This window comes from Streptomyces sp. NPDC007905, from assembly GCF_042959345.1.
In the GTDB taxonomy this organism is placed as follows: domain Bacteria; phylum Actinomycetota; class Actinomycetes; order Streptomycetales; family Streptomycetaceae; genus Streptomyces.
Window position 1 is genome coordinate 285951 of the sequence record NZ_JBIBKS010000009.1, and the last position, 25742, is coordinate 311692.

Here is a 25742-nt window from a genome sequence, read left to right on the forward strand (position 1 = left end):
GGCTCAGACGGTAGACGGCGGGAGTGGCAACGGCAGCCCGGGTAGCCCGTCCAGGCTCGTGGCGACGTGTTCCTTCTTCGCGAAGTACGCGCTCAGCGAGGCGTCGTCCTCGCGCGCGAAGCGCTTGCCGTGCAGGTCGCGGTCCCCCTCGTACGCCATGTGGGGGACGGTGTAACCACAGGTGTCGCGTATCAGTTCGGCGTGGACGACGATGATCGCGCGCAGCCCGTGTGCGCTGGGGTCGATGTCGGGGAAGCGGGCGAGCAGCTCGGCGAAGCGGGGGTCGTCCCGGAAGACGGGCTCGCCCCGGCCGTGCACCCGCACGATGTTCGGCGGCCCCTGGAAGGCGCACCACATGAGGGTGATCCGGCCGTTCTCCCGCAGGTGCGCGATGGTCTCGGCGTTGGACCCGGCGAAGTCGAGGTAGGCCACCGCGCGTTCGTCCAGCACCACGAAGGAGCCCTTGAGGCCCTTGGGGGAGAGGTTGACCGTGCCGTCGCCGGAGAGGGGAGCGGTCGCGGTGAAGAAGAGGGGCTGCTCCTCGATGAACGTCCGGAGCCTGCCGTCTATGCGCTCATAGGTCTTTCCCATGTCTAACGATTATCGACGGGACTCCTTCGCCCGTCCCGCGAATTGCCGTACCGGAAGCCCTCACGGGGCCACCGCGGCCGCCCCGGCCGGCGCTTCCCACGGGGGCGGCCACGGCTGCTCGTCAGCTCACTTGGTGAGCGTGCAGGCCGCCAGCGGGTCAGGACCGGTCGGCTTGGCTGAGGTGCGGCCGATGGAGATGGCGATCCGGTCGAAGTGGCCGGTGGCACGCGTGCGACCGTGGGTGCGGGACACACGGACGTACGCCGTGGCCTCAGGAGCCGGTCCGCTTCTCGATCCGCTCCAGGGCCTGCCCCAGGTATTGGGCGAAGCGCGGGTAGTTCTCGCTCATCGGGAAGTGGCCGATCTCCTTCATCTCGATGAACTCCGCTCCGCGGATGGCCTCTGCGGTCCGGCGCCCGTCCTTGGGGGTGGTGAGGTAGTCGTACTCGCCGGTCAGCATGATCACGGGACACCGGTCGCCGTCGATGTCGTCCAGCCGGTCCCTCAGATCGTGGTCGACGGAGTAGAAGTACAGGTCGCCCTTGAACGCCTCCGAGCCCTGGGTGTAGTAGAACCAGGTGGCCCAGCGGTCCTGCTCCGGGGACTGCGGTGCCATGAGGTCCCACACGCCGCTGGCGCACACCTGGGCGGCATTGGCGTGGGGATGCTGCCACCAGTCGAGGTAGAAGCCGGGTGAGTAGTCCGCGCCCTCGACGGGGATCACCGCTTTGAACCGGTCCGGGTGCCGCAGGGCGAGCTGCAGGGCCACGTTCCCCCCGAACGACGACCCCATGAAGATCGGGTCCTGCAGTTCGAGGGCGTCGCAGAAGGCGACGATGAAGGACGTGAAGTGGTCCGCGGTGAGCCTGTACTCCTCCTTCCACCACTCCTGGTTCCACGGCGGGTCCGACTTGCCGTGCCGGGCGAGGTCGTAGGCGATCACCCGGTAGCGGCCGGTGATCTCCTCGTCCTCGAGGAGGCCCCGCCACTGGTGGTTGTGGCAGCCCGCGGTGTGCTGGCACACCAGAGGCGTGCCCTGCCCGTTCTCCAGGTAGAACACCTTGTACTGTGCGTCCTCCACGTCGATGGTGACGTAGTGGCCGGTTACCGGAGAGATCCTGCCGCTGACCATGGGGAGCTCCTATGTCTCACGAGAGGATGGGGCGGGCCCGGCCTCGTCCGCCGGCCCGAGGGGGCCCGTGACGCGCAGCAGCTCCAGCTGCCGGGTCAGGCAGCGCAGGTTTTGCATGAGCACGAGCAGGTCGCCCTCCAGGCGCATGCCCCGTCGGAATGTGGCCGCCCAGATGCCGTGGCACATCGGCGGAGGCGTCTGTCGGCAGAAGCCCTGCCAGGTCTCCGCGTCCGCGCGGATCGCGAAGTCGTAGGCCACCAACGGCTCGGGGTCGGTGATCAGTTCGTCCACCTTTCCTTTGTGCATCCGCACGAGGAACCGGTGGGGGTCCATGTCCAGCAGAAAGCTGCACGAGTAGTACTTGCCGTGGGCCTGCAGTTCCGGATCGTCGTCGCTCAGCCGCCGGAACTCCTCCGCCGCGTCGGTCGTCGTCGCTGATGTCATGTGCCACCTCGAGACGTGTCGTCGCTGCCGTACGCCGGGACGTCGCACCGGCACGGTGACCGGCCGGTCGTCGGCCGGCGCGGCCGACGACCACGTCCCGGCCTCGCTCCTTCCAGCTTGGGCATCCTGTCGGCCGCCTGCAATCCGGGTGCGGGCCTCCAGGCAGACCGAACCCTTTGCAGAGGTAGAGGTCCTCTTCCTGCTCTGGGTCGAAGACCTCTGGCAGGCCCCTTATCTCCGCGAGGTCGTGCGCGAACTGCCCCGCGCTTCATCCGTGCTGTCGAGCAGCCATGATGATCTCTGCGACGTGCTGCAGGGCTGCCTGGTATGCCTCAGCGTTGCAAGGCAGCTTCTGCCAGGTGCGTACTCGCAGAGTGGTGCAGCCGGCGGAAGCCGTCACGCGGCCGGTCGCCGCGAACACGGTGACGTCCGACTCCTTCACCAGGTGGGCCGGGCGGCCGTCGATCAACAGCGTCGACCCTGCGGTCGCGACCAGGAAGTCCGGGATGTGCTCCCTGCGGCCCCCGTCGAGAAACCGCAGGCGGAACGGCTGCGAGGACTAGCGTGCTCAAAGGCCGACTATCGCGCACAGTCACAGACGCCTGCGTTCGGGGGAGGACGAGAAAGCGGTTTCGTCTGTTCAGCCCTTTTTCGAAACTCCCTCACCTTGGCCCGGACCCGCACCGCCGAGGGCGGCGATTGACGAATCATGCGGAGTTCTGCATACTCATGCATGTCAGCCAGTGCAGTGTGAGGAGAAACCCCGTGACCGAGCGCGTCGTACTCGCCTACTCGGGCGGTCTGGACACCTCCGTCGCCATCGGCTGGATCGCCGAGGAGACGGGCGCCGAGGTCATCGCTGTCGCGGTGGACGTCGGCCAGGGCGGCGAGGACCTGGACGTCATCCGCAAGCGCGCGCTCGCCTGCGGTGCCGTCGAGGCCGAGGTCGCCGACGCCAAGGACGAGTTCGCCGACGAGTACTGCCTCCCGGCGATCAAGGCCAACGCCCTCTACATGGACCGCTACCCGTTGGTCTCCGCCCTCTCCCGGCCGGCGATCGTCAAGCACCTCGTCGCCGCCGCCGAGAAGCACGGTGCCACCACGGTCGCCCACGGCTGCACCGGCAAGGGCAACGACCAGGTCCGCTTCGAGGCGGGCATCGTCGCCCTCGCCCCCGGCCTGAAGTGCATCGCCCCGGTCCGCGACTACGCGATGACCCGGGACAAGGCGATCGCCTTCTGCGAGGACAAGCAGCTCCCGATCGCCACCACCAAGAAGTCCCCCTACTCCATCGACCAGAACGTCTTCGGGCGCGCGGTCGAGACGGGCTTCCTGGAGGACATCTGGAACGCCCCGATCGAGGACATCTACGAGTACACCTCGAACCCGGCCACCCCGCGCGACGCCGACGAGGTGATCATCACCTTCAAGGAGGGCGTCCCGGTCGCGATCGACGGCAGGCCCGTCACCGTCCTGCAGGCCATCCAGCAGCTCAACGAGCGCGCGGGTGCCCAGGGCATCGGCCGGATCGACATGGTCGAGGACCGTCTCGTGGGCATCAAGTCCCGCGAGGTGTACGAGGCCCCGGGGGCGATCGCCCTGATCACCGCCCACCAGGAGCTGGAGAACGTCACCGTCGAGCGGGAACTGGCGCGCTACAAGCGGCAGGTCGAGCAGCGCTGGGGCGAACTGGTCTACGACGGCCAGTGGTTCTCCCCGCTCAAGCGCGCCCTGGACGGCTTCATCAACGAGGCCAACCAACACGTCTCCGGCGACATCCGGATGACCCTGCACGGCGGCCGCGCGGTCGTCACCGGCCGGCGCTCGGAGTCGTCCCTGTACGACTTCAACCTCGCCACCTACGACACCGGCGACACCTTCGACCAGGCGGCGGCCAAGGGCTTCATCGACATCTACAGCCTGTCGTCGAAGATCGCGGCCAAGCGCGACCTCGCGTAGGCGCCCAGCCCTTCGGGTCACCTCGCACGCATCAGCCTGACGGCCGCCTCCTCGCCTGCAAAGGTGGGGAGGCGGTGGCACAGAGACATCGGCCGTACAAAGACATCTTCCGAGGAGCAACGCAAGTGAGCAGCAACAGCGGTGACGTACGGCTCTGGGGCGCCCGTTTCGCCGACGGCCCCGCCGAGGCCCTGGCGAAGCTGTCCGCGTCCGTCCACTTCGACTGGCGGCTCGCGCCGTACGACATCGCCGGTTCGCGTGCCCACGCGCGCGTGCTGCACAAGGCGGGACTGCTCACGGACGACGAGCTGACCCGCATGATCGCCGGGCTCGACCAGCTCGAGGCGGACGTGGCCGACGGCTCCTTCGTCGCCACCATCGCCGACGAGGACGTCCACACCGCCCTGGAGCGGGGCCTGCTGGAGCGCCTCGGTCCCGACCTCGGCGGCAAGCTGCGCGCGGGCCGTTCCCGCAACGACCAGGTGGCGACCCTCTTCCGCATGTACCTGCGGGACCACGCCCGGATCATCGGCGGTCTGATCGCCGACCTCCAGGACGCCCTGATCGGCCTCGCGGAGGCGCACCCGGGCGTGGCGATGCCCGGCCGCACCCACCTCCAGCACGCCCAGCCGATCCTGTTCGCCCACCACGTCCTGGCCCACGCACAGCCCCTGTCCCGGGACGCCGAACGCCTGCGCCAGTGGGACGAGCGGACGGCGGTCTCGCCGTACGGCTCCGGGGCGCTGGCCGGCTCCTCGCTCGGTCTGGACCCGGAGGCGGTGGCGAAGGACCTCGGCTTCGAGCACGGAAGTGTCGGCAACTCCATCGACGGCACGGCCTCCCGGGACTTCGTCGCCGAGTTCGCCTTCGTCACCGCGATGATCGGCGTCAACCTCTCCAGGATCGCCGAGGAGATCATCATCTGGAACACGAAGGAGTTCTCCTTCGTGACCCTGCACGACGCGTTCTCCACGGGCTCGTCGATCATGCCCCAGAAGAAGAACCCGGACATCGCCGAGCTGGCGCGCGGAAAGTCGGGCCGCCTGATCGGCAACCTCACCGGGCTGCTGGCCACGCTCAAGGCCCTGCCCCTCGCCTACAACCGCGATCTCCAGGAGGACAAGGAGCCGGTCTTCGACTCCTGCGACCAGCTGGAGGTGCTGCTCCCCGCCTTCACCGGCATGATCGCCACGCTCACGGTCCACCGCGAGCGCATGGAGGAGCTGGCCCCGGCCGGTTTCTCGCTCGCCACCGACATCGCCGAGTGGCTGGTCAAGCAGGGCGTGCCGTTCCGCGTCGCGCACGAGGTCGCCGGCGAGTGCGTAAAGGTCGCCGAGGCGGAGGGCAAGGAACTGGACGACCTCACGGACGAGCAGTTCGCGAAGATCTCCGCCCACCTCACCCCCGAGGTCCGCACGGTCCTCAACGTCCCCGGCGCCCTCGCCTCCCGCAGCGGCCGCGGCGGGACGGCACCCAGTGCGGTCGCCGTCCAGCTCGCCGAGGTCAAGGCGGACGTTGCGGCCCAACACGCGTGGGCCACGGCCAAGCAGGCCTAGCAACGTAGTCGACCGAAGGGCCCGGACCTCGAGTCGTGTCCGGGCCCTTCGCGCTGCCTGGACCGCTGGGTGGGACCGCTTGGTAACGGATGAGATTCGGCCACTGGCCGAATCCTTGACTTGCCGCTACCTCGGAGGTGAGCATTCCGGTTACCCGGTCGGCATTGCCGAACGCCGGTCGGGCCGCCGAGCATGAAAGGGACGTCATGCGCGCACGACGTACAAGACGAACAGCCCGCCTCCTCGCCGTCACCGCCGTGGCGGCGCTGTGCGCCTCGGCCTCACGGCCCCCGCGGGCGCCGCCGACACCCCGCCACCCGGCGCCAACGACTGGTCCTGCAAGCCGGACTCCGCTCATCCGCAGCCCGTGGTCCTGGTGAACGGCACCTTCAAGACCTCCTACGAGAACTGGTTGACCCTGTCGCCCGAGCTCGCGAACGCCGGTTACTGCGTCTTCTCCTTCGAGTACGGCGACCTGGAGACCGCCCCGATACCGGACTCGGCGGCCGAACTGCGCGACTTCGTGAACGCCGTGCTCGGCGCGACCGGCGCCAGGAAGGTCGACATCGTCGGGCACAGCCAGGGCGGCATGATGCCCCGCTACTACGTCAAGTTCCTCGGCGGAGCGACCAAGGTCGACGACCTCGTCGGCATCGTGCCCTCCAACCACGGCACCACCAACCCGCTCGCCCTCGCCGCCGGCGCCACCGTCTGCCCGTCCTGCGTCGACCAGACCGCCGGCTCGGACTTCCTGCGAAAGCTCAACTCCGCCCCGGAGACGCCGGCCGGCCCCGACTACACGGCCGTCGCGACCAGGCACGACGAGGTCGTGCTGCCGTACACCAGCGCCTTCCTCGACGGCCCGGACGCGCGCGTGACCAATGTGCTGCTCCAGGACCGCTGCCCGCTCGACACCACCGAGCACGACCAGGCGCCCAAGTCGCCGCTGGTCGAACAGTGGGTGCTCAACGCCCTGAAGCGCGACGGGCCGGCCGACCCGGCCTTCGCGCCGCGCTGCGTCAGCACGGGCTGAACCGCACGGGGCTGGGTAGATTGGTGCGAGATCCCGGCCCCTGGCGCGGGATGCCCCTCCGCCGATCGTGCAGGGAGTTAGTTCGCATGCCCTTCAGCCGCCTGGCCACCGCGACCACGCCCACCGCGCACATCGGGCTCGGCCTGGCCGCCGTCGGCCGTCCGGGCTACATCAACCTCGGCCGGGAGGGCGACCTCCCGGCCGAGCGCACGGTCGGCGCGCTGCGCGAACGCACCCACGAACTCCTCGACGCCGCCTACGCCCAGGGCGTGCGGTATGTCGACGTCGCCCGTTCCTACGGCCGCTCGGAGGAGTTCCTCGCCGACTGGCTGAACGCCCGCCCGGACATCGACGACGTGGTCGTCGGCAGCAAGTGGGGCTACACCTACACCGCCGGCTGGTCCACCGACGCGGAACAGCACGAGGTGAAGGACCACAGCCTGGCGACCTACGAACGGCAGCGCGCCGAGACCGACGCGCTGCTCGGCGACCGGCTCGACCTCTACCAGATCCACTCGGTGACCCCGGACAGCCCGGCCCTCACCGACAAGGAACTCCACGCCAGGCTCGCCGAGGCCGCCGCCGAGGGCCTCACCGTCGGCTTCTCCACCAGCGGCCCCGCCCAGGCCGACGCGATCCGTGCCGCCCTCGAGGTGACGGTCGACGGCGAGCCCCTTTTCCGTACCGTCCAGTCGACGTACAACGCCCTGGAGACCTCGGCGGGACCCGCGCTCGCCGAGGCGCACGACGCCGGACTGACCGTGATCGTCAAGGAGGGCATGGCCAACGGCCGGCTCGCCGCACCGCACGCGCCCGACGTGCTGAAGGCCGTGGCCGAGGAGACCTTTCTCGGCTGCGACGCCGTGGCCCTCGCCCTGATCCTGCGTCAGCCGTGGGCCGGCGTCGTGCTCTCCGGTGCCGCGAGCCTCACGCAGCTCGCCTCCAACCTGCACGCGGCCGTCGTGGATCTGGGCGAGGACCAGCTGACCCGTCTCGCCACGCTGGTGGAGGACCCGCAGACATACTGGGAGCGGCGCGGACAGCTGCCCTGGCACTGAACGGAACCCCACTCCGACCAGCATCGATGAGTCATCCATGCCTACGATGAGACAAGAATGTCTCATGCGCGCTATCCTTGTCTCATGGCCTTGGATCGTGACCACGTGCTGCGCAGCGCAGCCGCCCTGCTGACCCGTAAAGCCACGGCGACCATGGACGAGGTCGCCAAGGCCGCCGGGATCAGCCGGGCCACGCTGCACCGCCACTTCGCCGGGCGCGACGCGCTCGTAAGGGCGTTGGAGGCGCTCGGCATCGCGGAGTGCGAGGCCGCCCTGGACGCGGCCCGCCTGGACGAGGGTCCGGCGGGCGAGGCCGTCCACCGCCTGGTCCGGGCGATCGAACCGTCGGCCGCCCTGCTCGCCTTCCTCTACACCGAGAACCAGCTGTTCGAAGGCGAGCAGCAGAACCAGGGCTGGGCCCGCATCGACGAACGCCTCACAGGCCTCTTCCGGCGCGGCCAGGAGAGCGGCGAGTTCCGCATCGACCTCACCCCGGCCTGGCTCACCGAGGCGCTGTACGGCCTGCTGGCCTCCGGCGCCTGGGCGGTGGCGGAGGGCCGGGTGGCACCCAAGGACTTCACCCACATGGTCGTCGAGCTGCTGCTCGGCGGCGTACGACGCACACACGCACCCTGAAGAGAGGAATCATGACCAGCACCCTGCAGCATGGGGGTCGCTCGAGCGCAGCCGAGAGCTCGGTGGATCGCGCGGCGGAGGTGGAGCAGCGCCAGGGCCGCTGGCTCGCGCTCTCCGTCCTCGTGCTGGCCGTGCTGCTGGTGGCCGTCGACGCCACGGTCCTCGGCCTGGCGACTCCCTACATCAGCGAAGACCTCAACCCTTCCGGCACCCAGCTGCTGTGGATCGGTGACGTCTACTCCTTCGTCATCGCCGGTCTGCTGGTCTCCATGGGCAGTCTCGGCGACCGCATCGGCCGCAAGCGGATCCTGCTCGGCGGTGCCACGGCGTTCGGCGCCGTGTCCGTCCTGAACGCCTACGCGACGACACCGGAACTCATGATCCTGGCGCGGGCGCTGCTCGGCGTCGCGGGCGCGACCCTGATGCCCGCCACCCTCGCCCTGATCCGCAACCTCTTCCACGACCCGCGCGAGCGCAGCCTCGCGGTCGGCGTCTGGGGCGCGACGGCCTCCGCCGGCACGGCCGTCGGCCCGATCGCCGGTGGCTTCCTCCTCGAACACTTCTGGTGGGGTTCGGTCTTTCTGATCAACCTGCCGGTGATGGCCGTCCTGGTGCTCGTCGGCATCCGCACGCTGCCCGAGTCCCGCAACCCCGACCCCGGCCCCTGGGACCTGGTCAGCGTCGTCCTGTCGCTCGTCGGCGTGATCGCCCTCGTGTACGCGGTCAAGGAGGCGGCGACCCACGGCTTCACCTGGCAGACGCTCGCCACCGGACTGCTGGGCGCCGGCGCCCTCTACGGCTTCGTACACCGCCAGCTCACCATGCCGACCCCGCTGCTGGACATGCGCCTGTTCCGGCATCGTGGCTTCAGCGGGGCCGTGCTCGCCGACCTGCTGACCGTGCTGGGCATGTCCGGCCTGGTGTTCTTCCTCTCCCAGTACCTGCAACTCGTCCAGGGCAGGAGGCCGTTCGAGGCGGGCCTGGCCGAACTGCCCGCCGCCGTCGGTGCGGTGGCGGCCGGCCTGGTCGCGGGCCGCGTGGCCCGCCGCTTCTCCGTACGCGCGGTGGTCTCCGGCGGCCTGGCCGCCGTCGGTGTGGCCCTGGCCGTGCTGACGACCCTGGGCCGGTCGACGGGCTACCCGGTCCTCGGCACCGCACTCCTGGTCGTCGGCATCGGTGCCGGTTTCTCCTTCACGGTGACGGCCGACGTCATCCTCTCCAGCGTGCCCAAGGACCAGGCAGGCGCCGCCTCGGCCGTCTCCGAGACGGCGTACGAGCTGGGCGCGGCCCTGGGTATCGCCCTCCTGGGGTCCATCGTGACGGGCGTCTACCGCGACTTCACGGGCCCTGCCGGCACGCCGGCCACGGCCCACGAATCCCTGGGTGCCGCGGTCGAGACAGCGGCGCACATGTCCCCGCACACGGCGGGGGCCCTGCTCGACGCGGCCCGCGGCTCCTTCGTCCACGGCCTGCACCTCGCATCGGCCGCGGGTGCGGCGATCCTGCTGGCGACGGCAGCGACGGCATGGTTCCTGCTGAGGAACCAGAAGCTGGAGAACGCCGGGTAATGGGAGTCACCAGGGGCGCGGGCGCGCGGTCGTCCCCGCCTTGGGCGGTCGGCCGGTTGCCGGGATGCGGGTGTACGGGTCAGGCTGCCTTCGCCTTGGTGGCGTACATGTCCACGTACTCCTGGCCGGACAGCCGCATGACCTCGGCCATCACGGAATCGGTGACCGCCCGCAGCACATACCGGTCCCGGTCCATGCCCTCGTACCGCGAGAACTCCATCGCCTCACCGAACCGCACGGTCACGCGGCCGGGCCGCGGGATCCCCGCCCCACCCGGCTGCAGCTTGTCCGTGCCGATCATCGCGAAGGGGACCACGGGGGCGCCGGTCATCAGCGTGAGGCGGGCGATGCCGGTGCGGCCACGGTAGAGGCGGCCGTCGGGAGAGCGCGTGCCCTCCGGGTAGATGCCGAAGATCTTGCCCTCTTCGAGGACGCGGCGGCCGGTCATCAGCGCCGCCACACCGCCCCGACCGCCGTCGCGGTCCACCGGGATCATGCCGACGCCCGTGAAGAACCAGGCCATGAGCCGGCCCTTGAGGCTCTTGCCGGTGACGTACTCGTCCTTGCCGATGAAGACGACCTGACGGTCGCAGACCAGGGGCAGGATCATCGAGTCGATGAAGGTCAGGTGGTTACCGGCCAGAATGACCGGGCCGTCCCCGGGGATGTGCTCCGCGCCCTCCACCTGTGGGCGGAACATCAGGCGCATGATCGGTCCGAGCACTGCCTTGATGAGCGCGAAGCGGGACAACGGGTCCTCCGATGTCGAGGGAAGCGATATGAGTCTGTGCAGGTGAGGACATTACTCGCGGCTCCGGGGGAAGCGCACATCGGGTGGGGGCGGTTCACCGAGGTCTTACGCATTGTTGACGCGGGTTTACCTGCGGTGGCGCGCCGGAGTCCGGCCGTAACGCCCCGGCGACGATGTGACGGAGATCGCGCGGAGTCCTCACCATCCGGCTACCCGCCTCACGCCCGCCGATGCCGACGGACCGTCAGATCTTGCCTCCCACAGGACGTACGGCGTCACCCGCGCGTTCGAACCGAGGTCTCCCGTCGGTCATGTGCGCGCCCCTACGATCGGCGCGCGCCAGAAACAGAGGCAGGGCGGACGGCAGACGGCAGGAAGAGGCTCATGGACAGCGACCAGGCGAACGAGCGGACGCGGGGAACGGCACGACGGGCGCTGCTCGGTGCGGCGGTTCTCGGCGCGGGCGGAACGGTCCTCGGACTGCCCGGAACCGCCCGGGCGGCCGACACCCGGACGTCCGTGCGCGGCGACCGCGGGCTGAAGAGCCTGCCGGTGCCGACGATCATCGGCCACCGGGGCTCCAGCGGCTACCGCCCCGAGCACACGTTCGGCTCGTACAACCTGGCCCTCGACCTCGGCGCCGACGTGGTGGAGGCCGGGGACCTGGTGCCCACCAAGGACGGGCACCTCGTCTGCCGCCACGAGCCGGAGATCGGCGGCACCACGGACGTGGCTGCGCATCCGGAGTTCGCCGACCGCAAGACCACCAAGATCCTCGACGGCGTCCCCACCACCGGCTGGTTCACCGAGGACTTCACCCTCGCCGAGCTGAAGACCCTGCGGGCGGTCGAGCGCATCCCGGCCAACCGCCCGCACAACACCCTCTACAACGGGCGCTGGGAGATCCCCACCTTCGAAGAGGTCCTGAAGTGGCAGGACGAGCAGACCCGCAGGCGGGGCAGGCAGGTCTGGATCTACCCCGAGACCAAGCACCCCACCTACTTCCGCAAGCTGGGCCTCGGCCTGGAGGAGCGGGTGGCGAAGCTGCTGCGCACCTACGGCAAGGACGGCCGGAACTCGCCGGTCATCCTGCAGTCCTTCGAGCCGAGCAGCATCCAGAGACTGAACCAGCTGGTCGACAACCCGCTCGTCGTCCTGCTCTCCTCGGCCGACAGCCGCCCTTACGACTTCGTCGAGACGGGCGACCCGCGCACGGTCGCCGACCTGATCACGCCCAAGGGCCTCAGGGAGATCGCCGGTTACGCACAGGGCATCGGTCCGACGCTGGACCTGATCATCCCGAAGAAGGCGGACGGCACCCTGGCCACGCCGACCGCGCTGGTCGCCGACGCGCACAAGGTGGGCCTGATCCTGCACCCCTACACCCTGCGCAACGAGAACCCCTTCCTCCCGGCCGAGTACCGCAAGGGCAGCGCGGCGGACGCCTACGGTGACGTCTTCGGCGCCTTCAAGACGTACTTCGCGACCGGCATCGACGGCGTCTTCACGGACAACGCCGACACCGGACTGCTCGCCCGCGCCGACTTCCTCGCCGACTGACCGCCGTCGTCAACGGGATCCCTCCGCAACCCCGTTCGGGGTGTCCGTGCGCCGCCCCGGAACCTGCCGCCGGGGCGGTGCGTCGTTCCGCATATGACACACGACTTGGTGGCCACCCTGCGCCCCCTGCTCACCGCCGAGGCCTCCGCCGAGGCACATGCCTCCGGTAGCGAGCCGGGTGACCTGGAGCAGGCCGTGTGGCTCCGCCTCCTGGAGCGTCTGGAGGCCGACGGGCCCCCGCTGGACCCGCAGGGCTGGCTGCGCAAGGCCGTCCGTGCCGAGGCACGCCGCAGCCGCCGCACCCACCGCCTCGAACGGCCGTACGATGTCGAGCCGGTCAACGACGCCCGCCCCGGGCCCGAGCAACTGGCCCTCGCCGCCGCCCGGTACCGCGCCCTGCGTGATGCGGTCCGCCGCCTGCCCGGCCGCTGCCCCCGTCTCATGGAGGCGCTGCTCTCCCCGAAGGACCTGACATACCGGGAGATCGCGGGGGAGTTGGGTATCTCACAAGGTAGTCTCGGCCCGGAACGCTCCAGATGTCTGGGATGTCTCCGACGAATGCTCACCCCGGAGGTTGCGGCCCGCGAAGTGCGGGGATAGGAGTGGGGGACAACGGGTGATCAGGTGAGCGGGAGGCATGCGCACATGGGCATGAGCGTGACCATCTCGGTGGCGACCGAGCAGGACGCGGAGCAGATCTTCAAGCTCCAGTACCTGTGCTTCCAGAGCGAGGCGGCGCTGTACGGCAACTACCGCATCGACCCGCTCGTCCAGAGCCTCGACTCGCTCCGCCAGGAAGTGGTCTCCGACTGCGTCTTCGTCGCCCGCCTCGGTGACGAGGTGGTCGGCTCGGTGCGCGGCAAGGTGACCGAGGATGGCGCGGCCGCCATCGGCAAGCTCTGTGTCCACCCGCGCCTGCAGGGCCACGGCATCGGCGCGAGGCTGCTCCGCGCGGCCGAGACGGCCCTCGCCGAGCAGCGCGGTGCCACCCGGTTCCGTCTGCACACCGGCCACCGCAGCGAGGGCAACCTCCGTCTGTACCGCCGGGTCGGCTACGAGACCGTGGGCCGGTCCCAGGGTGCCGACGGGGTCGAGATGATCGTCCTGGAGAAGCAGGCGGGGACGTACGCGACTACCGCGTGACGGCGCTGCGCGACTTCCGCAGCCAGTACAGCGCCGAGAGCGGCAGCAGCACCGGAATGAAGACGTAGCCCATGCCGTAGTCGGACCAGACGGTCGCGTCCGGGAAGGCCGAGCGGTCGACCAGGGTCCAGGTGCCGACGATCAGCACGCCCGCGAGCTCGGCGGCGCAGCACACCAGTCCCGCCCTGCGGGCCGTTTCGCCGCCGCGGATCAAGGTGTAGGTGATGAAGCCGTACACCACACCCGCCACCGCCGACAGCGAGTACGCCAGCGGCGCCCGGTCGAAGTCCGTCGCGATCTGGTACGCCGAGCGCGACACCGCGCCGACCACCATCACGCCGTAGAACCAGACGAGCAGCATGCCCGGCCCGCTGATCAACCGGGTCGGCTTCTCCTCCACCGCCGTCACCTCAGCCTCCCCAGATGTCATAGAGCCGCACCTCGAGCACGGCCAGCACCACACCGCCGGCCGCCACCGTCACCGAACCCCAGCGCGTCCGCTCGGCCAGCGACATGAAGCCCGCCGCCGGCACACACGCGAGCGCGCCCAGCAGATAGGCCACGAAGATCGTCGTGCCCTGCTCGGGCTTCTCGCCCCGCGCCAACTGCACGATCCCGATGACCAGCTGGATCACGGCCAGCAGGGACACCACGGCCATGCCGATGAAGTGCCAGTCCTTGGTCGGCTGGTCCCGGTAGGCGGCCCAGCCGCACCAGGCGGCGAGCAACAGCGCGGCGACCCCGGTCACCAGCGTCAGGGCGTTGAGCATGCCGCGACCCTATTACGGCCGAAATGGCCCGCCGCCGCCGACCCCGCCGTACGCCGCAGGGTCTACATGACGATCCACGCACGCCCTCCTGGTCGACGTGCACGGGCGTGCCGCGGTGGAGAGGGTCGCCGATCTGCCGCGCCGGCCGGCATGACCACCGTGGCGTTGGCCACAACCCACCGGCCGGAGGAGCTGGACGCCGATCTGGTGGTGAAGGACCTGTCGGCCCTGCCCGCACTGGTCACCGACGGGGGAGTGGAGATCCGTGTCCGCGGCTGAGCGCTGTCCGCCGCTGTCCAGCATGCGGACGGCGGCGGCCTGTCAGCACCGTAGGTCTGGTTTACTGATCGCATGACCACGACGAGCAGCCGCACCCTTGCGACCGAGGCGACCCTGACGCCCGGTGCTCGTTGTATGTGTCGCATGACGTGTCGAATGTGCGCCTTCTAGAGGGCCCCCGCACCATCTGAGCCTCGCGCCCCGAAGCGAGGGCCGCGGCCTGTCCCCGTGCCCGCTGTCCGGCATACGGGACGGAGGCCTCCCGCGCACACGATGTTCTCCCCCGGTTCCATCGCCACCGCGAGAACCGTGCCGCGTCCCTGAATGCGATGAATGCACCCGTGCCCGGGCACACCCACGCCCGCGCACTCGACAGTGACGGAAATCCTGTGATCACCACATCGGGCCTGACGAAAATCTACCGGCCACACCGTTCCCGCGGCCGAGAGGTCACCGCCCTGGACGGCGTCGATCTTCACGTCCGCGAAGGCGAGGTCTACGGCGTCATCGGCCAGTCCGGCGCCGGGAAGTCCTCGCTCATCCGCTGCGTCAACCTGCTGGAACGCCCCACCTCCGGCACCGTGACGGTCGCCGGGCAGGATCTCACCGCCCTGGCCGGCCGCGGACCGCGCGCCGGCACGGAGCTGCGCCGGGCGCGCAGCCGGATCGGCATGGTCTTCCAGCACTTCAACCTGCTCTCCTCGCGGACCGTGCAGGACAACGTGGAGCTGCCGCTGGAGATCCTCGGCAAGTCCGGCAAGGAGCGTTCCCGCAAGGCGCTGGAGCTGCTCGACCTGGTGGGCCTCGGCGACAAGGCCAAGGCCTACCCGGCCCAGCTCTCCGGCGGTCAGAAGCAGCGCGTCGGCATCGCCCGCGCCCTCGCCGGCGACCCCAAGGTGCTGCTCTCCGACGAGGCCACCAGCGCCCTCGACCCGGAGACCACCCGCTCCATCCTCCAGCTGCTGCGCGACCTGAACCGGCAGCTGGGCCTGACCGTTCTGCTCATCACGCACGAGATGGACGTCGTGAAGTCGGTCTGCGACTCCGCCGCCCTCATGGAGAAGGGCAGGATCGTGGAGTCCGGCACGGTCAGCGAGCTGCTCGGCACCCCGGGCTCCGAACTGGCCGCCGCGCTGTTCCCGGTGGGCGGCGAGGCCACGGGCGCCGACCGGACCGTCCTCGACGTCACCTTCCACGGCGAGGCCGCCACCCAGCCGGTCATCTCCCAGCTCTCGCGCACCTACAACATCGACATCTCGATCCTCGGCGCCGCCATCGACACCGTCGGTGGCCTGCAGATCGGCCGCATGCGCCTCGAACTGCCCGGCCGTTACGAGGACAACGTGGTGCCCATCGGCTTTCTGCGCGAACAGGGCCTGCAGATCGATGTCGTCGGGCGCGGGGGCCAGGCGCCCGTGCTGGTGAAGGAGGGGGCCAAGTGACCTGGTCCGAGATGCAGCCGCTGCTGTCGCAGGCGTGTTCCGAGACGCTCTCGATGGTGCTGTGGTCCACCCTGATCGCCGTCGCCGTCGGCCTTCCGCTCGGCCTCCTCCTCGTCCTCACGGACCGGGACGGCCTGCTGCAGAACGCCGTCGCCAACAAGGTGATCGGCCAGGTCGTGAACATCGGCCGGTCCATGCCGTTCATCATCCTGATGGTCGCGCTGATGAGCTTCACGCGCTGGGTCACCGGCACGACGATCGGCACCACCGCCGCGATCGTGCCGCTCGCCATCGGTGGCATTCCCTTCTTCGCCCGTCTCGTCGAGACGGCTGTCCGCGAAGTGGACAACGGTCTCGTCGAGGCCGTGCAGTCGATGGGCGGCAACACCTGGACGATCGTCCGCAAGGTCCTCGTCCCCGAGGCCCTGCCCTCGCTGATCGCCGGCACCACCACCACGATCATCGCCCTCATCGGCTACTCGGCCATGGCCGGCACGGTCGGCGGCGGTGGCCTCGGCGACCTCGCCGTCCGCTACGGCTACCAGCGCTTCGAGACCGAGCTGATGTGGATCACCGTCGCGATCCTCGCCGTCGTCATCTCCCTCATCCAGTTCGCCGGCGACTTCGCGGCCCGCTCCCTGCACAGCCGGGGGGGCCGCTCCGGCCCGGCGCCCAGGCTCCGCCTGCTCAAGGCGAAGGAGCCGGCCGCGGCCGACGTCGGCAAGGTCGCCTGAGCAGCACCGCTTCCTGCAAGCGGCACTCCACGGACTCCCCGTCACCCACACGGGGTCGCACCACCCTTAAGGAAAGGCACTTTTCGTGCGTAACACCGCCAAGCTCACCACTGCCGTCCTCGCCGCCGGAGCCCTCACCCTCGGGCTCACCGCCTGCGGCTCGGACAAGGACTCCGGCTCCTCCGACACCAGCGGTCCGCTGGTCGTCGCCGCGAGCCCGACCCCGCACGCCGAGATCCTGAACTTCGTCAAGAAGAACCTGGCGAAGAAGGCGGGCCTCGACCTCGAGGTCAAGGAGTTCAGCGACTACATCACGCCGAACACGGCGACCGAGGACGGCTCGGTGGACGCCAACTACTTCCAGAACCAGCCGTACCTGGACGACTTCAACAACAAGCGCGGCACCCACATCGTGCCCGTCGTCACGGTGCATCTGGAGCCGCTCGGCCTCTACTCCCACAAGGTGAAGAGCGCCGACGCCCTCAAGAGCGGTGCGACCGTCGCCGTCCCGAACGACGCCGTCAACGAGGCCCGCGCCCTGAAGCTGCTCGCCGCCCACGGGCTCATCACCCTGAAGGACGGCGCCGGCGCCGAGGCCACGCCGCAGGACATCGCCAAGAACCCCAAGAACCTCAAGTTCAAGGAGGTCGAGGCGGCCCAGACCCCGCGCTCCCTGGACGACGTGGACGCGGCCGTCATCAACGGCAACTTCGCCATCCCCTCGGGCCTGAAGCCCGCGAAGGACGCCCTCGTCCTGGAGTCCGCGAAGAACAGCCCGTACGGCAACTTCCTCGCCGTGAAGAAGGGCAACGAGAAGGACCCGCGGGTGAAGAAGCTCGCCAAGCTCCTCACCTCGCCCGAGGTCAAGAAGTTCATCGAGGACAAGTACCAGGGCTCGGTCCTCCCCTCCTTCTGAGCCGGCTGGTCGCCGGGAAAGACCCGGATCCGACGGCACCTTTACGGCGTATCGCCACGCACGGGTCCCACTCCCTCACCCGGAGTGGGACCCGTCGTGCGGTTCAGTGGTTTCATGCTGCATGCTGGGCAGTTCAGCAGGGCTCCCCGACACGTCCTGATGGTCTCTCACGTTTTTTCCGAAGGTTACGGAGCGGCGCATGACTAGCACCTTCCCCAACATCTCCATCAGCACGGAGCGGTTGGTGCTGCGTCCCCTCGACGAGGACGACGTGCCCGCCCTGGCCGAGATGATGAACGACGAGCAGGTCGCCGCCTGGACCGACGTCCCCCGGCCGTTCACCGAGGACGGCGCCCGGCACTGGATCACCGAGTACGCGCCCGCCGAGCGCACCGCCGGCCGGGGCCTGGACCTCGCCGTCACCGAGTTCCTCACCCAGCGCCTGGTCGGCGTCGTCCAGCTGACCAGGACCAACTGGCACATCCGCGCCACCGAGCTGTCCTACATCATCGCCCCCTGGGCCCGCGGCGAGGGCTACGCCTCGGAGGCCGCGCTCGCCACCGCCCAATGGCTCCTGGGCGACCAGAAGTTCGAACGCATCGAGATCCGCACCCCCGCCGACAACACCGCCTCCCAGCAGGTCGCCCAGAAGATCGGCTGTATCAGCGAGGGCGTGCTGCGCAACGCCTGCATAGTGCACCACCGCACCGAGGACGGCACCTGGACCGACGTGCGCAGCGACTTCATCGTGTGGAGCCTCCTGCCGGAGGACCTGGAAGGCGCCGACGAGCAGCTCGCCGACACCGGCGGTTTCACCGCGTACTCCGACTGGAACTGACCCCGCCGAGGCGCGCCCGGATCCGCGCACGGCCCCGCCCGCGCGCGTCCGTCACCTTCACCCGATACGCTCACGAAGCCCGCCCACGGGCCCGTATCCCTGACGATCTGCGCAAACCTGGAGACTGACGACGATGGCCGACCGGGTCACGGTGATCGGCTGGGACGGCTCGCCGCTGACCGACGCGGCACGCGCCGCCCTCGGCGCCGCCACGCTCGTGGCGGGCGCGGCCCACCACCTGGCGCTCCCCGAGGTCCCGCCCGGCGCCGAGCGCATCCGCCTCGGCAGCCTCGCCCTGGCCGCCCGCCGGATCGCCGCACACCGCGGCACCGCGGTGGTGCTCGCCGACGGCGACCCCGGCTTCTTCGGCATCGTACGGACTCTGCGCGCACCGGAGTTCGGCCTGGAGATCGAGGTCGTCCCCGCCGTCTCCTCCGTGGCCACGGCCTTCGCCCGGGCCGGCATGCCGTGGGACGACGCCCAGGTGGTCGTCGCCCACCCCCGTACCCTGCGCCGGGCCGTGAACGTGTGCCGCGCCCACACCAAGGTCGCCGTCCTCACCTCGCCGGGCGCGGGCCCCGCAGAACTCGGTCTGCTCCTGGACGGGATCCACCGGACCTTCGTCATCTGCGAGGAACTGGGCACCGAACGCGAGCAGGTCACCGTCGTCACGTCCGACAAGGCCGCCGACCACAGCTGGCGCGATCCGAACGTCGTCATGGTCATCGGCGGACCCGCCGGACCGGGGGCCGCGGCCGAGGGCGGCGGCTGGATCGCCGGGCGCGACCCGGGTGCCGGGCCGCGCGGCTGGGTGCAGCCCGACGACGAGTACGCCGCGTACGCGGCGTACGGCGGCGGGCTCGCCGAGGGAGAGACGCAACTGCTCCGAGCCGCCCAACTGGCCCGGCTCGGCCCCCGGGTCGGCGACCTCGTCTGGGACATCGGCTGCGGCAGCGGGGCGTTCGCCGCTGAGGCCGCGCGTGCGGGCGCCGCCGTCATCGCCGTCGACCGGCTCGCCGAGGCCTGCGCCCGCACCGAGGCGGTCGCGCGTCGCTTCGGTGTCCAGCTCCAGGTGGTGCGGGGGACCGCCCCGCACGTCCTCGAGAACCTGCCCGAACCGGACGTCGTACGGGTCGGCGGCGGGGGAGCGGCCGTGGTCTCCGCGGTCGCCGACCGCCGCCCGCAGCGCATCGTGGCCCACGCCGCGACCCGCGACGAGGCCGAACTCGTCGGCCGTGGCCTGACCGAACACGGATACCGGGTCGAGTGCGCCCTGCTGCAGTCCGTCGAACTGGACACCAGGGCCTGGACGGAGACCGAGCGGAACGTGGCGTTCCTGCTCAGCGGGGTATTGCCGGATCGCGCCCCGTGATCCTGTTGTCGTACTGCGCGCGGTAGGCTGGCCGATCGTTGTACCGCACCGGTGGCCCGGAACTTCGTTCGCCAATGTCCGGAAAGCGCGCCCGTTTTGGGGTGGGTGTGGTACGGCAGAACCCGAGGACGCGCAACGTGGCGCAGTCCACAGCGGACTGTCGCGGATCATGCTGTCGCGATGGCGCAACGGCCGGGACAATGCCACTGAATGGCTTTGTCGCCTTTTTGGGGCGGGTCGTTCGTGCCGCTGGGCACGCACGCTCGTTCTTCACTATGGGGCGGTCGGTGCGCCGTTCCGGGTGAGCTGGTCGTAGAAGCACTAACCGATGGGCGAGGGGTACGCATGACCGACACCGGCCAGGTCCCGGGCGAGGGGCAGCCGGAGAGCGCAGGCATGGTGGAACAGCCGGGCGTCCCCGCGCACGGCGCGTACACCTACCTCTCCGAGGCACCCGCCGAGGACGAAGACCTGCTGCTGCCGGGTGCCCAGGGTGCGTGGGGCAACGAAGTGCCGCCCCCGGCCCCGGAACCGATCGTCGAGGCCGTCCACGAACCGGACCCGCACGCGACGGCCGGCCGGGACAGCGGTTCCGTCGACCTCGGCGGCGTCCGGCTGCCGAACCCGGCGCCGGCCTCCGTGCCGCCGTCGCCCATCCTCTCGGCCCCGCACGAGCCGGCTCCGGCACCCCAGCCGCCGCGCCGGCCGCTGCACCTCGGCCCGCCGATCCCCGACGCCTCCGCGAGCCCGGTCCGTTCCCTCGCCGACCGCGGCCCCGCTGGAGCGCCGGTACGGCAGCCGGGTCCGGCCACGGTCGGCCCCGAGTACCTCGACGTCCAGCCGCTGCGCGACATGGCCCCGCAGAACGCGGCTCCCTGGGGCGCGGCGCCCGCCGCCGTGGCCCAGGCCGGCGCGGAGGCGCCGGCTGCCGAAACGGTTGGTCCGGCCGGAGTCACCCAGCCCGCCGCCGACGCGTCCGACGCCGCCCGGGCCGCCATGGCCCGACTCGCCACCCAGGCGGCCGCGCAGGTAGCGGTCGAGGAGGTCCAGGCCGCGGGCCAGGCGCAGGTCGTGCACGGTCACGACGGTGTGCAGCCCGCACACGGCCACGACGGGGTGTACGTCGCTCGGGGCGACGCGGGCCAGGCGCCCGAGGCCGCCCAGGATGCGGCCGGGGCTCCGGTCGGGCCCGGGCAGGGCGTGCCGAGCGCGCAGCCGGCCATGGACGTGCCCGGGCCCGGGCCCGAGGGCGCGGTTGCCGCCGGAGCCGTGGCCGCCGCCGATGGCGGGGGCGCTGCCGACGGTTGGGTGGTGGCCGAAGTGCCGGCCGTGACTGAGGCCGCCCCGCAGGCCGACGCGGTGGTACCCGCGGCGGAGGCCGCAGAGGCCGCAGGGACCGTCCAGCCCGCCGAGGTCACGGCAGGGGACGAGACCGGGCGGGTGGCGGACGCGGTGGAACCGGGTGCTCCGGTCCAGGCGCCGGAAGCGGCGCAGGTCGCGCAGGCCGTCCAGCCGCCCGAGCCCGCTGAGCCGGTAGAGCCCGCTGAGCCCGTACCGCCTGTTGAGGGCGCGCAGAGCACCGAGGCCCCGCAGGCAGAGGTACCTGCGGCTGTCGCCGACCCCGCTGTCGCCGTTCCGGTGCAGGCCGAGGCTGCCGACGCCGCGGCTCAGGGCATGGCCGACCCCGCTGTCTCCGTTCCGGTGCAGGCCGAGGCTGCCGACGCCGCGGCTCAGGGCATGGCCGACCCCGCTGTCTCCGTTCCGGTGCAGGCCGAGGCCGCCGACGCCGGTGTCCGGGGCATGGCCGACCCCGCTGTCTCCGTTCCGGTGCAGGCCGAGGCTGCCGACGCCGGTGTCCGGGGCATGGCCGACCCCGCTGTCTCCGTTCCGGTGCAGGCCGAGGCTGCCGACGCCGGTGTCCAGGGCGTCGCCGACCCCGCTGTCGCCGCTCAAGGCGTGGCCCAAGCCGCCGAGGGCGCCCCGGTACAGGCCCACGCGGCCGCCCAGGGCACCGCCGAGGCCATGCCCGCCGACGCCCCCGAAACCGCCGCCCACGCCGCGGCCCAGGTCCCGCCCGCCACCGACCCCGCGCAGGCGCCCGAGCCCGTCCCCGCTGCCGAGCCGATGCCGGCGTACGGGCCCGAAGCGGCCGAGGCGACCCCCGAAGCGGTCGGCTCGGCCCAGGACGCCGTACAGGCCCCGCTCGCCGACGGCCTTCCCACGGCGACCGAGCCCGCCCTTTCGCAGGCCCAGGGCCCGCAGCTCGCCGGGCCCGTTCCGCACGACGGCGAAGCCGCGACCGGCGAGCAGCAGTCGCAGGATGCCGCCGACCAGGCCGCTGCCGCCGGGCCGCCGGCCCCGGTCACCGCCGTGGCCGCCGTGCCCTCCGGCCCGCAGCTCCAGCCCACCGAGGCCGCTCCCGCCGCGGGCGCCGACGAGGCTGTGCCGCCGTCCGAGCCGGCCGCCGAGGCAGGCCCGGCCGCGGAGAGCCCGCGACCGGCCGCCGCCACCGACCCCCTGCCCTCCGGCGTTCCGCTGCAGGCGCACCCCGAGCAGCCGCTCGGGCAGTTCGTGCCGGTCGACGGCCAGGTGCCGACCACCCCCCACCTGGCCCCGACCCCGCCGCAGCCCCTCGTCCTGCCCGCCCAGGAGCTGCAGGAGCCCGTGGCCACGGTCCCCGCGCCCCGCGAGGCCGAGCCCGCTGCCGTACCGGCCGCACCGGCGGACGAGTACGCCCCCGACGTCGTACAGCAGGCGGAGGACCTGGAGACCAGGGCCGCCGACCAGGAAGAGAGCACGGCCGCTGTGGAAGAGGCAGAACAGTCCACCGGACCGGCCGCTCCCGCCTACGACGACGCCGAGCGCGAGGCCGTCCTGAAGGTGATGCGCGAGCGGCGCGACATCCGCAACGGCTTCCGCAGCGACCCGATCCCGCACGAGGTGCTGCTGCGCGTGCTGGAGGCGGCCCACACGGCGCCCTCCGTGGGCCACTCGCAGCCCTGGGACTTCGTCGTGATCCGGTCCGCCGACACCCGCCGTACCATGCACGAACTGGCCATGCGCCAGCGCGAGGCGTACGCGAAGTCGCTTCCCAAGGGCCGGGCGAAGCAGTTCAAGGAACTGAAGATCGAGGCCATCCTCGACACCCCGGTGAACATCGTCGTCACCGCCGATCCGACCCGCGGAGGCCGCCACACCCTCGGCCGGTACACCCAGCCGCAGATGGCGCCGTACTCCGCCGCGCTCGCCGTGGAGAACCTCTGGCTCGCCGCCCGCGCCGAGGGCCTCGGCGTCGGCTGGGTCAGCTTCTTCGACGAGCGCGAGATGGTCCGCGCCCTCGGCCTGCCCGAGCACCTGGAGGTCATCGCCTACCTGTGCGTCGGGTACGTCGACGAATTCCCGGACGAGCCCGAGCTGATGCAGGCCGGCTGGTCCAAGCGGCGCCCGCTGTCCTGGGTGGTGCACGAGGAGACCTACGGCCGCCGCGCCCTGCCCGGAGAGGAACCCCACGACCTGCTTGCCGAGACCGTCGCACAGATCCGCCCGCTGGACGCCAAGGCCCTCGGCGAGGCCTGGGAGCGCCAGAAGCGCATGACCAAGCCGGCCGGCGCGCTCGGCATGCTCGAGATCATCTCCGCGCAGCTGTCCGGGCTGTCCCGGCAGTGCCCGCCGCCGATCCCGGAGCCCGCGGCCGTCGCCATCTTCGCCGGCGACCACGGCGTGCACGCCCAGGGCGTCACCCCCTGGCCGCAGGAGGTCACCGCTCAGATGGTGGCCAACTTCCTGGGCGGGGGAGCGGTCTGCAACGCCTTCGCCACCCAGGTCGGCGCCGAGGTGTGCGTCGTGGACGTCGGTGTCGCCGCCGACCTGCCGGCCACGCCGGGCCTGCTGCCCCGCAAGATCCGCGGCGGCACGTCCGACATGACCACCGGCCCCGCGATGACCCGCGAGGAGGCCAAGGCGGCCATCGAGGTCGGCATCGAGACCGCCCGAGACCTGGTGGCGGCCGGCAACAAGGCGCTGCTCACCGGTGAGATGGGCATCGCCAACACGACGGCGTCCGCCGCGCTCATCTCCGTCTTCACGGGGGCCGACCCCACCGAGGTCACCGGCCGGGGCACCGGCATCAACGACGAGACGCTGGCCCGCAAGACCGAGGTCGTCCGCCGCGCCCTGGACTTCCACCAGCCGGACCCGGCCGACCCGATCGGTGTCCTCGCGGCCATCGGCGGCTTCGAGCACGCCGCCATGGTCGGCCTGCTCCTCGGCGGTGCCTCGCTGCGTACGCCGGTGATCCTGGACGGCGTCAGCGCCGGCGCCGCGGCTCTCGTCGCCCGTGCGATCGCCCCCGAGGTCCTCGCGGCCTGCATCGCCGGGCACCGCAGCGCCGAGCCCGGCCACGTGGCAGCCCTGAACAGGCTGGGTCTGCGCCCCCTGGTCGACCTCGACCTCCGCCTCGGCGAGGGCACGGGCGCCCTGCTGGCCCTGCCCCTGGTCCAGAGCACGGCCCGGGCGATGCACGAGGTGGCGACGTTCGATTCGGCGGGAGTCACCGAGAAGTAGCGGGCGCGGAAGTGGTCCGGTGTTCAGCTGCCGGACCACCTGTGCCGTCTGCCCTGCTCACGGCATAAAATCCGCACGTCAGGGCCGCTCCGGAGTTGCAGGGCGCCCACCTCACAGCTGCACGAGGAGCCGTACCTCATGGCCGAACACCCCGCCTATCCCGTAGGCCTCCGCCTTTCCGGCCGCCGCGTGGTCGTCCTCGGCGGCGGTCAGGTGGCCCAGAGGCGTCTTCCGGCGCTCATCGCCGCCGGGGCGGACATCGTGCTCGTCTCCCCGGAAGCGACCCCCTCGGTGGAGGCCATGGCGGACGCGGGGGAAATCCGCTGGGAGCGGCGCGCCTACGCCGAAGGCGACCTCGCCGAGGCCTGGTACGCCCTCATCGCCACCAGCGACCCCGAAGCCAACGCGCAGGCCTCCGCCGAAGCGGAGCGCCACCGCGTCTGGTGCGTCCGCTCCGACGACGCCGACCGGGCGACGGCCTGGACCCCGGCGACCGGTCACAGCGAAGGCGTCACCGTCGCCGTCCTCACCACGGACGCCCGCGGCCGCGACCCGCGCCACACGGCCGCCATCCGCGACGCGGTGGTCGAGGGCCTGCGCGACGGCACCCTGGTCGCCCCGCACCACCGCACCCGCACCCCCGGCGTGTCGCTGGTCGGCGGCGGCCCCGGCGACCCCGACCTGATCACGGTCCGCGGCCGCCGCCTCCTCGCCGAGGCGGACGTCGTCATCGCCGACCGGCTCGGCCCACGCGACCTGCTCGCCGAACTCCCGCCGCACGTCGAGGTCATCGACGCCGCGAAGATCCCGTACGGCCGTTTCATGGCCCAGGAGGCCATCAACAACGCGCTGGTCGAGCACGCCAAGCAGGGCAAGTCCGTCGTACGGCTCAAGGGAGGCGACCCGTTCGTCTTCGGCCGGGGCATGGAGGAGGTCCAGGCGCTCGCCGAGGCCGGCATCCCCTGCACGGTCGTCCCCGGCATCTCCAGCTCGATCTCGGTGCCGGGCGCGGCCGGCATTCCGGTCACCCACCGCGGTGTCGCCCATGAGTTCACCGTGGTCAGCGGCCATGTCGCTCCCGACGACGAGCGCTCCCTGGTCGACTGGCCGTCGCTCGCCAAGCTCACCGGCACGCTCGTGATCCTCATGGGCGTCGACAAGATCGGGAAGATCGCCGAGACGCTCGTCGCGCACGGCAAGTCGCCCGAGACCCCCGTCGCCCTCGTCCAGGAGGGCACGACGGCCGCGCAGCGCCGCGTGGACGCGACCCTCGCCACGGTCGCCGAGACCGTACGCGCCGAGGACGTGAAGCCCCCGGCGGTCATCGTCATCGGCGAGGTCGTGAACGCCGGTCCGGGGCCTGTGGCTTGATCACGCGTAACCCGGGGTAACACAAC

Annotated in this window: 23 protein-coding genes and 1 pseudogene; 17 read left to right on the forward strand and 7 right to left on the reverse strand. The window is 71.3% G+C overall.

What is annotated here, in order from left to right; genetic code table 11:
* Nucleotides 1-3 precede the first annotated feature (3 nt).
* From ACFZDC_RS18595 to ACFZDC_RS18610, 4 genes are all read right to left on the reverse strand, one after another.
* Nucleotides 4-591 carry a pyridoxamine 5'-phosphate oxidase family protein gene (locus ACFZDC_RS18595; protein WP_391325013.1) on the reverse strand — a complete coding sequence of 196 codons (588 nt, stop codon included), beginning with the start codon at nucleotides 589-591 and terminating at the stop codon, nucleotides 4-6.
* 126 nt (nucleotides 592-717) lie between these two features.
* Nucleotides 718-843, reverse strand: a complete 126-nt coding sequence (locus ACFZDC_RS18600) for a hypothetical protein (protein ID WP_391325015.1) — start codon at nucleotides 841-843, stop codon at nucleotides 718-720.
* 19 nt (nucleotides 844-862) lie between these two features.
* Nucleotides 863-1723: an alpha/beta fold hydrolase gene (locus tag ACFZDC_RS18605; protein WP_391325017.1), complete on the reverse strand. Its 861-nt coding sequence runs from the start codon at nucleotides 1721-1723 to the stop codon at nucleotides 863-865.
* A 9-nt stretch (nucleotides 1724-1732) separates the two neighbouring features.
* Nucleotides 1733-2167: a hypothetical protein gene (locus ACFZDC_RS18610; protein WP_391325019.1), complete on the reverse strand. Its 435-nt coding sequence runs from the start codon at nucleotides 2165-2167 to the stop codon at nucleotides 1733-1735.
* A 765-nt stretch (nucleotides 2168-2932) separates the two neighbouring features.
* Here ACFZDC_RS18610 and ACFZDC_RS18615 point away from each other — a divergent pair.
* The 6 genes from ACFZDC_RS18615 (at nucleotide 2933) to ACFZDC_RS18640 (ending at nucleotide 9977) form a co-directional block, all read left to right on the forward strand.
* Complete coding sequence (locus ACFZDC_RS18615; RefSeq protein ID WP_391325021.1) at nucleotides 2933-4126, forward strand: argininosuccinate synthase; 1194 nt, start codon at nucleotides 2933-2935, stop codon at nucleotides 4124-4126.
* 125 nt (nucleotides 4127-4251) lie between these two features.
* Nucleotides 4252-5682 carry an argininosuccinate lyase gene (gene argH, locus ACFZDC_RS18620; protein WP_391325023.1) on the forward strand — a complete coding sequence of 477 codons (1431 nt, stop codon included), beginning with the start codon at nucleotides 4252-4254 and terminating at the stop codon, nucleotides 5680-5682.
* Nucleotides 5683-5950: 268 nt separating this feature from the next.
* The gene (locus tag ACFZDC_RS18625; RefSeq protein ID WP_391325024.1) at nucleotides 5951-6715 is read left to right on the forward strand and encodes an alpha/beta fold hydrolase; all 765 of its coding nucleotides are present in this window, start codon (nucleotides 5951-5953) and stop codon (nucleotides 6713-6715) included.
* A gap of 86 nt (nucleotides 6716-6801) precedes the next feature.
* Nucleotides 6802-7773, forward strand: coding sequence for an aldo/keto reductase (locus ACFZDC_RS18630; protein ID WP_391325026.1), 972 nt, complete (start codon nucleotides 6802-6804; stop codon nucleotides 7771-7773).
* Between the two features lie 84 nt (nucleotides 7774-7857).
* Nucleotides 7858-8409 carry a TetR family transcriptional regulator gene (locus tag ACFZDC_RS18635; RefSeq protein WP_391325028.1) on the forward strand — a complete coding sequence of 184 codons (552 nt, stop codon included), beginning with the start codon at nucleotides 7858-7860 and terminating at the stop codon, nucleotides 8407-8409.
* 11 nt (nucleotides 8410-8420) lie between these two features.
* Nucleotides 8421-9977, forward strand: coding sequence for an MFS transporter (locus ACFZDC_RS18640; protein WP_391325030.1), 1557 nt, complete (start codon nucleotides 8421-8423; stop codon nucleotides 9975-9977).
* 79 nt (nucleotides 9978-10056) lie between these two features.
* Here ACFZDC_RS18640 and ACFZDC_RS18645 read toward each other — a convergent pair whose 3' ends face one another.
* Nucleotides 10057-10728 (reverse strand): 1-acyl-sn-glycerol-3-phosphate acyltransferase, encoded by a 672-nt coding sequence (locus ACFZDC_RS18645; protein WP_391325032.1) that lies wholly within the window; start codon nucleotides 10726-10728, stop codon nucleotides 10057-10059.
* Between the two features lie 384 nt (nucleotides 10729-11112).
* On the opposite strand from ACFZDC_RS18645, the gene ACFZDC_RS18650 reads away from it, so the two are divergent.
* The 3 genes from ACFZDC_RS18650 to ACFZDC_RS18660 all read left to right on the forward strand — a co-directional run bounded on the left by ACFZDC_RS18650 (nucleotide 11113) and on the right by ACFZDC_RS18660 (nucleotide 13431).
* On the forward strand, nucleotides 11113-12288 hold the full coding sequence (locus ACFZDC_RS18650) for a glycerophosphodiester phosphodiesterase family protein (protein ID WP_391325034.1): 1176 nt from the start codon (nucleotides 11113-11115) through the stop codon (nucleotides 12286-12288).
* Between the two features lie 93 nt (nucleotides 12289-12381).
* Nucleotides 12382-12888, forward strand: coding sequence for a sigma-70 family RNA polymerase sigma factor (locus ACFZDC_RS18655; RefSeq protein ID WP_391325036.1), 507 nt, complete (start codon nucleotides 12382-12384; stop codon nucleotides 12886-12888).
* Nucleotides 12889-12933: 45 nt separating this feature from the next.
* Nucleotides 12934-13431 (forward strand): GNAT family N-acetyltransferase, encoded by a 498-nt coding sequence (locus ACFZDC_RS18660; protein ID WP_391325038.1) that lies wholly within the window; start codon nucleotides 12934-12936, stop codon nucleotides 13429-13431.
* Here ACFZDC_RS18660 and ACFZDC_RS18665 read toward each other — a convergent pair.
* Nucleotides 13421-13861, reverse strand: coding sequence for a hypothetical protein (locus tag ACFZDC_RS18665; RefSeq protein ID WP_391325040.1), 441 nt, complete (start codon nucleotides 13859-13861; stop codon nucleotides 13421-13423). The two genes, ACFZDC_RS18660 and ACFZDC_RS18665, sit on opposite strands and share 11 nt — an antisense overlap.
* Complete coding sequence (locus ACFZDC_RS18670; protein ID WP_391325041.1) at nucleotides 13842-14201, reverse strand: hypothetical protein; 360 nt, start codon at nucleotides 14199-14201, stop codon at nucleotides 13842-13844. Before ACFZDC_RS18670 ends, ACFZDC_RS18665 begins: the two co-directional genes overlap by 20 nt.
* 141 nt (nucleotides 14202-14342) lie before the next feature.
* Between ACFZDC_RS18670 and ACFZDC_RS18675 the strand changes: the two are divergent.
* The 8 genes and pseudogenes from ACFZDC_RS18675 to cobA form a co-directional block, all read left to right on the forward strand.
* A pseudogene (locus ACFZDC_RS18675) lies at nucleotides 14343-14480 on the forward strand (HAD family hydrolase); the annotation flags it as partial.
* 389 nt (nucleotides 14481-14869) lie between these two features.
* Entirely contained in the window at nucleotides 14870-15922 is a 1053-nt protein-coding gene (locus tag ACFZDC_RS18680; RefSeq protein WP_391325043.1) for an ATP-binding cassette domain-containing protein, read from the forward strand.
* A complete protein-coding gene (locus ACFZDC_RS18685) occupies nucleotides 15919-16656 on the forward strand; it encodes an ABC transporter permease subunit (RefSeq protein ID WP_391325045.1) in 738 nt (245 codons plus the stop codon). Before ACFZDC_RS18680 ends, ACFZDC_RS18685 begins: the two co-directional genes overlap by 4 nt.
* Before the next feature lie 85 nt (nucleotides 16657-16741).
* Nucleotides 16742-17572, forward strand: a complete 831-nt coding sequence (locus ACFZDC_RS18690) for a MetQ/NlpA family ABC transporter substrate-binding protein (RefSeq protein ID WP_391325047.1) — start codon at nucleotides 16742-16744, stop codon at nucleotides 17570-17572.
* A 199-nt stretch (nucleotides 17573-17771) separates the two neighbouring features.
* Nucleotides 17772-18410, forward strand: a complete 639-nt coding sequence (locus tag ACFZDC_RS18695; protein ID WP_391325048.1) for a GNAT family N-acetyltransferase — start codon at nucleotides 17772-17774, stop codon at nucleotides 18408-18410.
* Nucleotides 18411-18543: 133 nt separating this feature from the next.
* Nucleotides 18544-19782 (forward strand): precorrin-6y C5,15-methyltransferase (decarboxylating) subunit CbiE, encoded by a 1239-nt coding sequence (gene cbiE / locus ACFZDC_RS18700; RefSeq protein WP_391325050.1) that lies wholly within the window; start codon nucleotides 18544-18546, stop codon nucleotides 19780-19782.
* A gap of 345 nt (nucleotides 19783-20127) precedes the next feature.
* On the forward strand, nucleotides 20128-24345 hold the full coding sequence (gene cobT / locus ACFZDC_RS18705; protein ID WP_391325052.1) for a nicotinate-nucleotide--dimethylbenzimidazole phosphoribosyltransferase: 4218 nt from the start codon (nucleotides 20128-20130) through the stop codon (nucleotides 24343-24345).
* 138 nt (nucleotides 24346-24483) lie between these two features.
* Nucleotides 24484-25716, forward strand: a complete 1233-nt coding sequence (gene cobA, locus ACFZDC_RS18710; protein ID WP_391325054.1) for a uroporphyrinogen-III C-methyltransferase — start codon at nucleotides 24484-24486, stop codon at nucleotides 25714-25716.
* Nucleotides 25717-25742 lie beyond the last annotated feature (26 nt).

Bases quoted from the DNA above. Each gene is read 5' to 3' on its own strand.
- ACFZDC_RS18595 (WP_391325013.1), bottom strand. From the start codon at position 591: ATGGGAAAGACCTATGAGCGCATAGACGGCAGGCTCCGGACGTTCATC.
- ACFZDC_RS18605 (WP_391325017.1), bottom strand. From the start codon at position 1,723: ATGGTCAGCGGCAGGATCTCTCCGGTAACCGGCCACTACGTCACCATC.
- ACFZDC_RS18610 (WP_391325019.1), bottom strand. From the start codon at position 2,167: ATGACATCAGCGACGACGACCGACGCGGCGGAGGAGTTCCGGCGGCTG.
- ACFZDC_RS18630 (WP_391325026.1), top strand. From the start codon at position 6,802: ATGCCCTTCAGCCGCCTGGCCACCGCGACCACGCCCACCGCGCACATC.
- ACFZDC_RS18635 (WP_391325028.1), top strand. From the start codon at position 7,858: ATGGCCTTGGATCGTGACCACGTGCTGCGCAGCGCAGCCGCCCTGCTG.
- ACFZDC_RS18640 (WP_391325030.1), top strand. From the start codon at position 8,421: ATGACCAGCACCCTGCAGCATGGGGGTCGCTCGAGCGCAGCCGAGAGC.
- ACFZDC_RS18650 (WP_391325034.1), top strand. From the start codon at position 11,113: ATGGACAGCGACCAGGCGAACGAGCGGACGCGGGGAACGGCACGACGG.
- ACFZDC_RS18655 (WP_391325036.1), top strand. From the start codon at position 12,382: ATGACACACGACTTGGTGGCCACCCTGCGCCCCCTGCTCACCGCCGAG.
- ACFZDC_RS18660 (WP_391325038.1), top strand. From the start codon at position 12,934: ATGGGCATGAGCGTGACCATCTCGGTGGCGACCGAGCAGGACGCGGAG.
- ACFZDC_RS18665 (WP_391325040.1), bottom strand. From the start codon at position 13,861: ATGACATCTGGGGAGGCTGAGGTGACGGCGGTGGAGGAGAAGCCGACC.
- ACFZDC_RS18670 (WP_391325041.1), bottom strand. From the start codon at position 14,201: ATGCTCAACGCCCTGACGCTGGTGACCGGGGTCGCCGCGCTGTTGCTC.
- ACFZDC_RS18695 (WP_391325048.1), top strand. From the start codon at position 17,772: ATGACTAGCACCTTCCCCAACATCTCCATCAGCACGGAGCGGTTGGTG.
- cbiE (WP_391325050.1), top strand. From the start codon at position 18,544: ATGGCCGACCGGGTCACGGTGATCGGCTGGGACGGCTCGCCGCTGACC.
- cobT (WP_391325052.1), top strand. From the start codon at position 20,128: ATGACCGACACCGGCCAGGTCCCGGGCGAGGGGCAGCCGGAGAGCGCA.
- cobA (WP_391325054.1), top strand. From the start codon at position 24,484: ATGGCCGAACACCCCGCCTATCCCGTAGGCCTCCGCCTTTCCGGCCGC.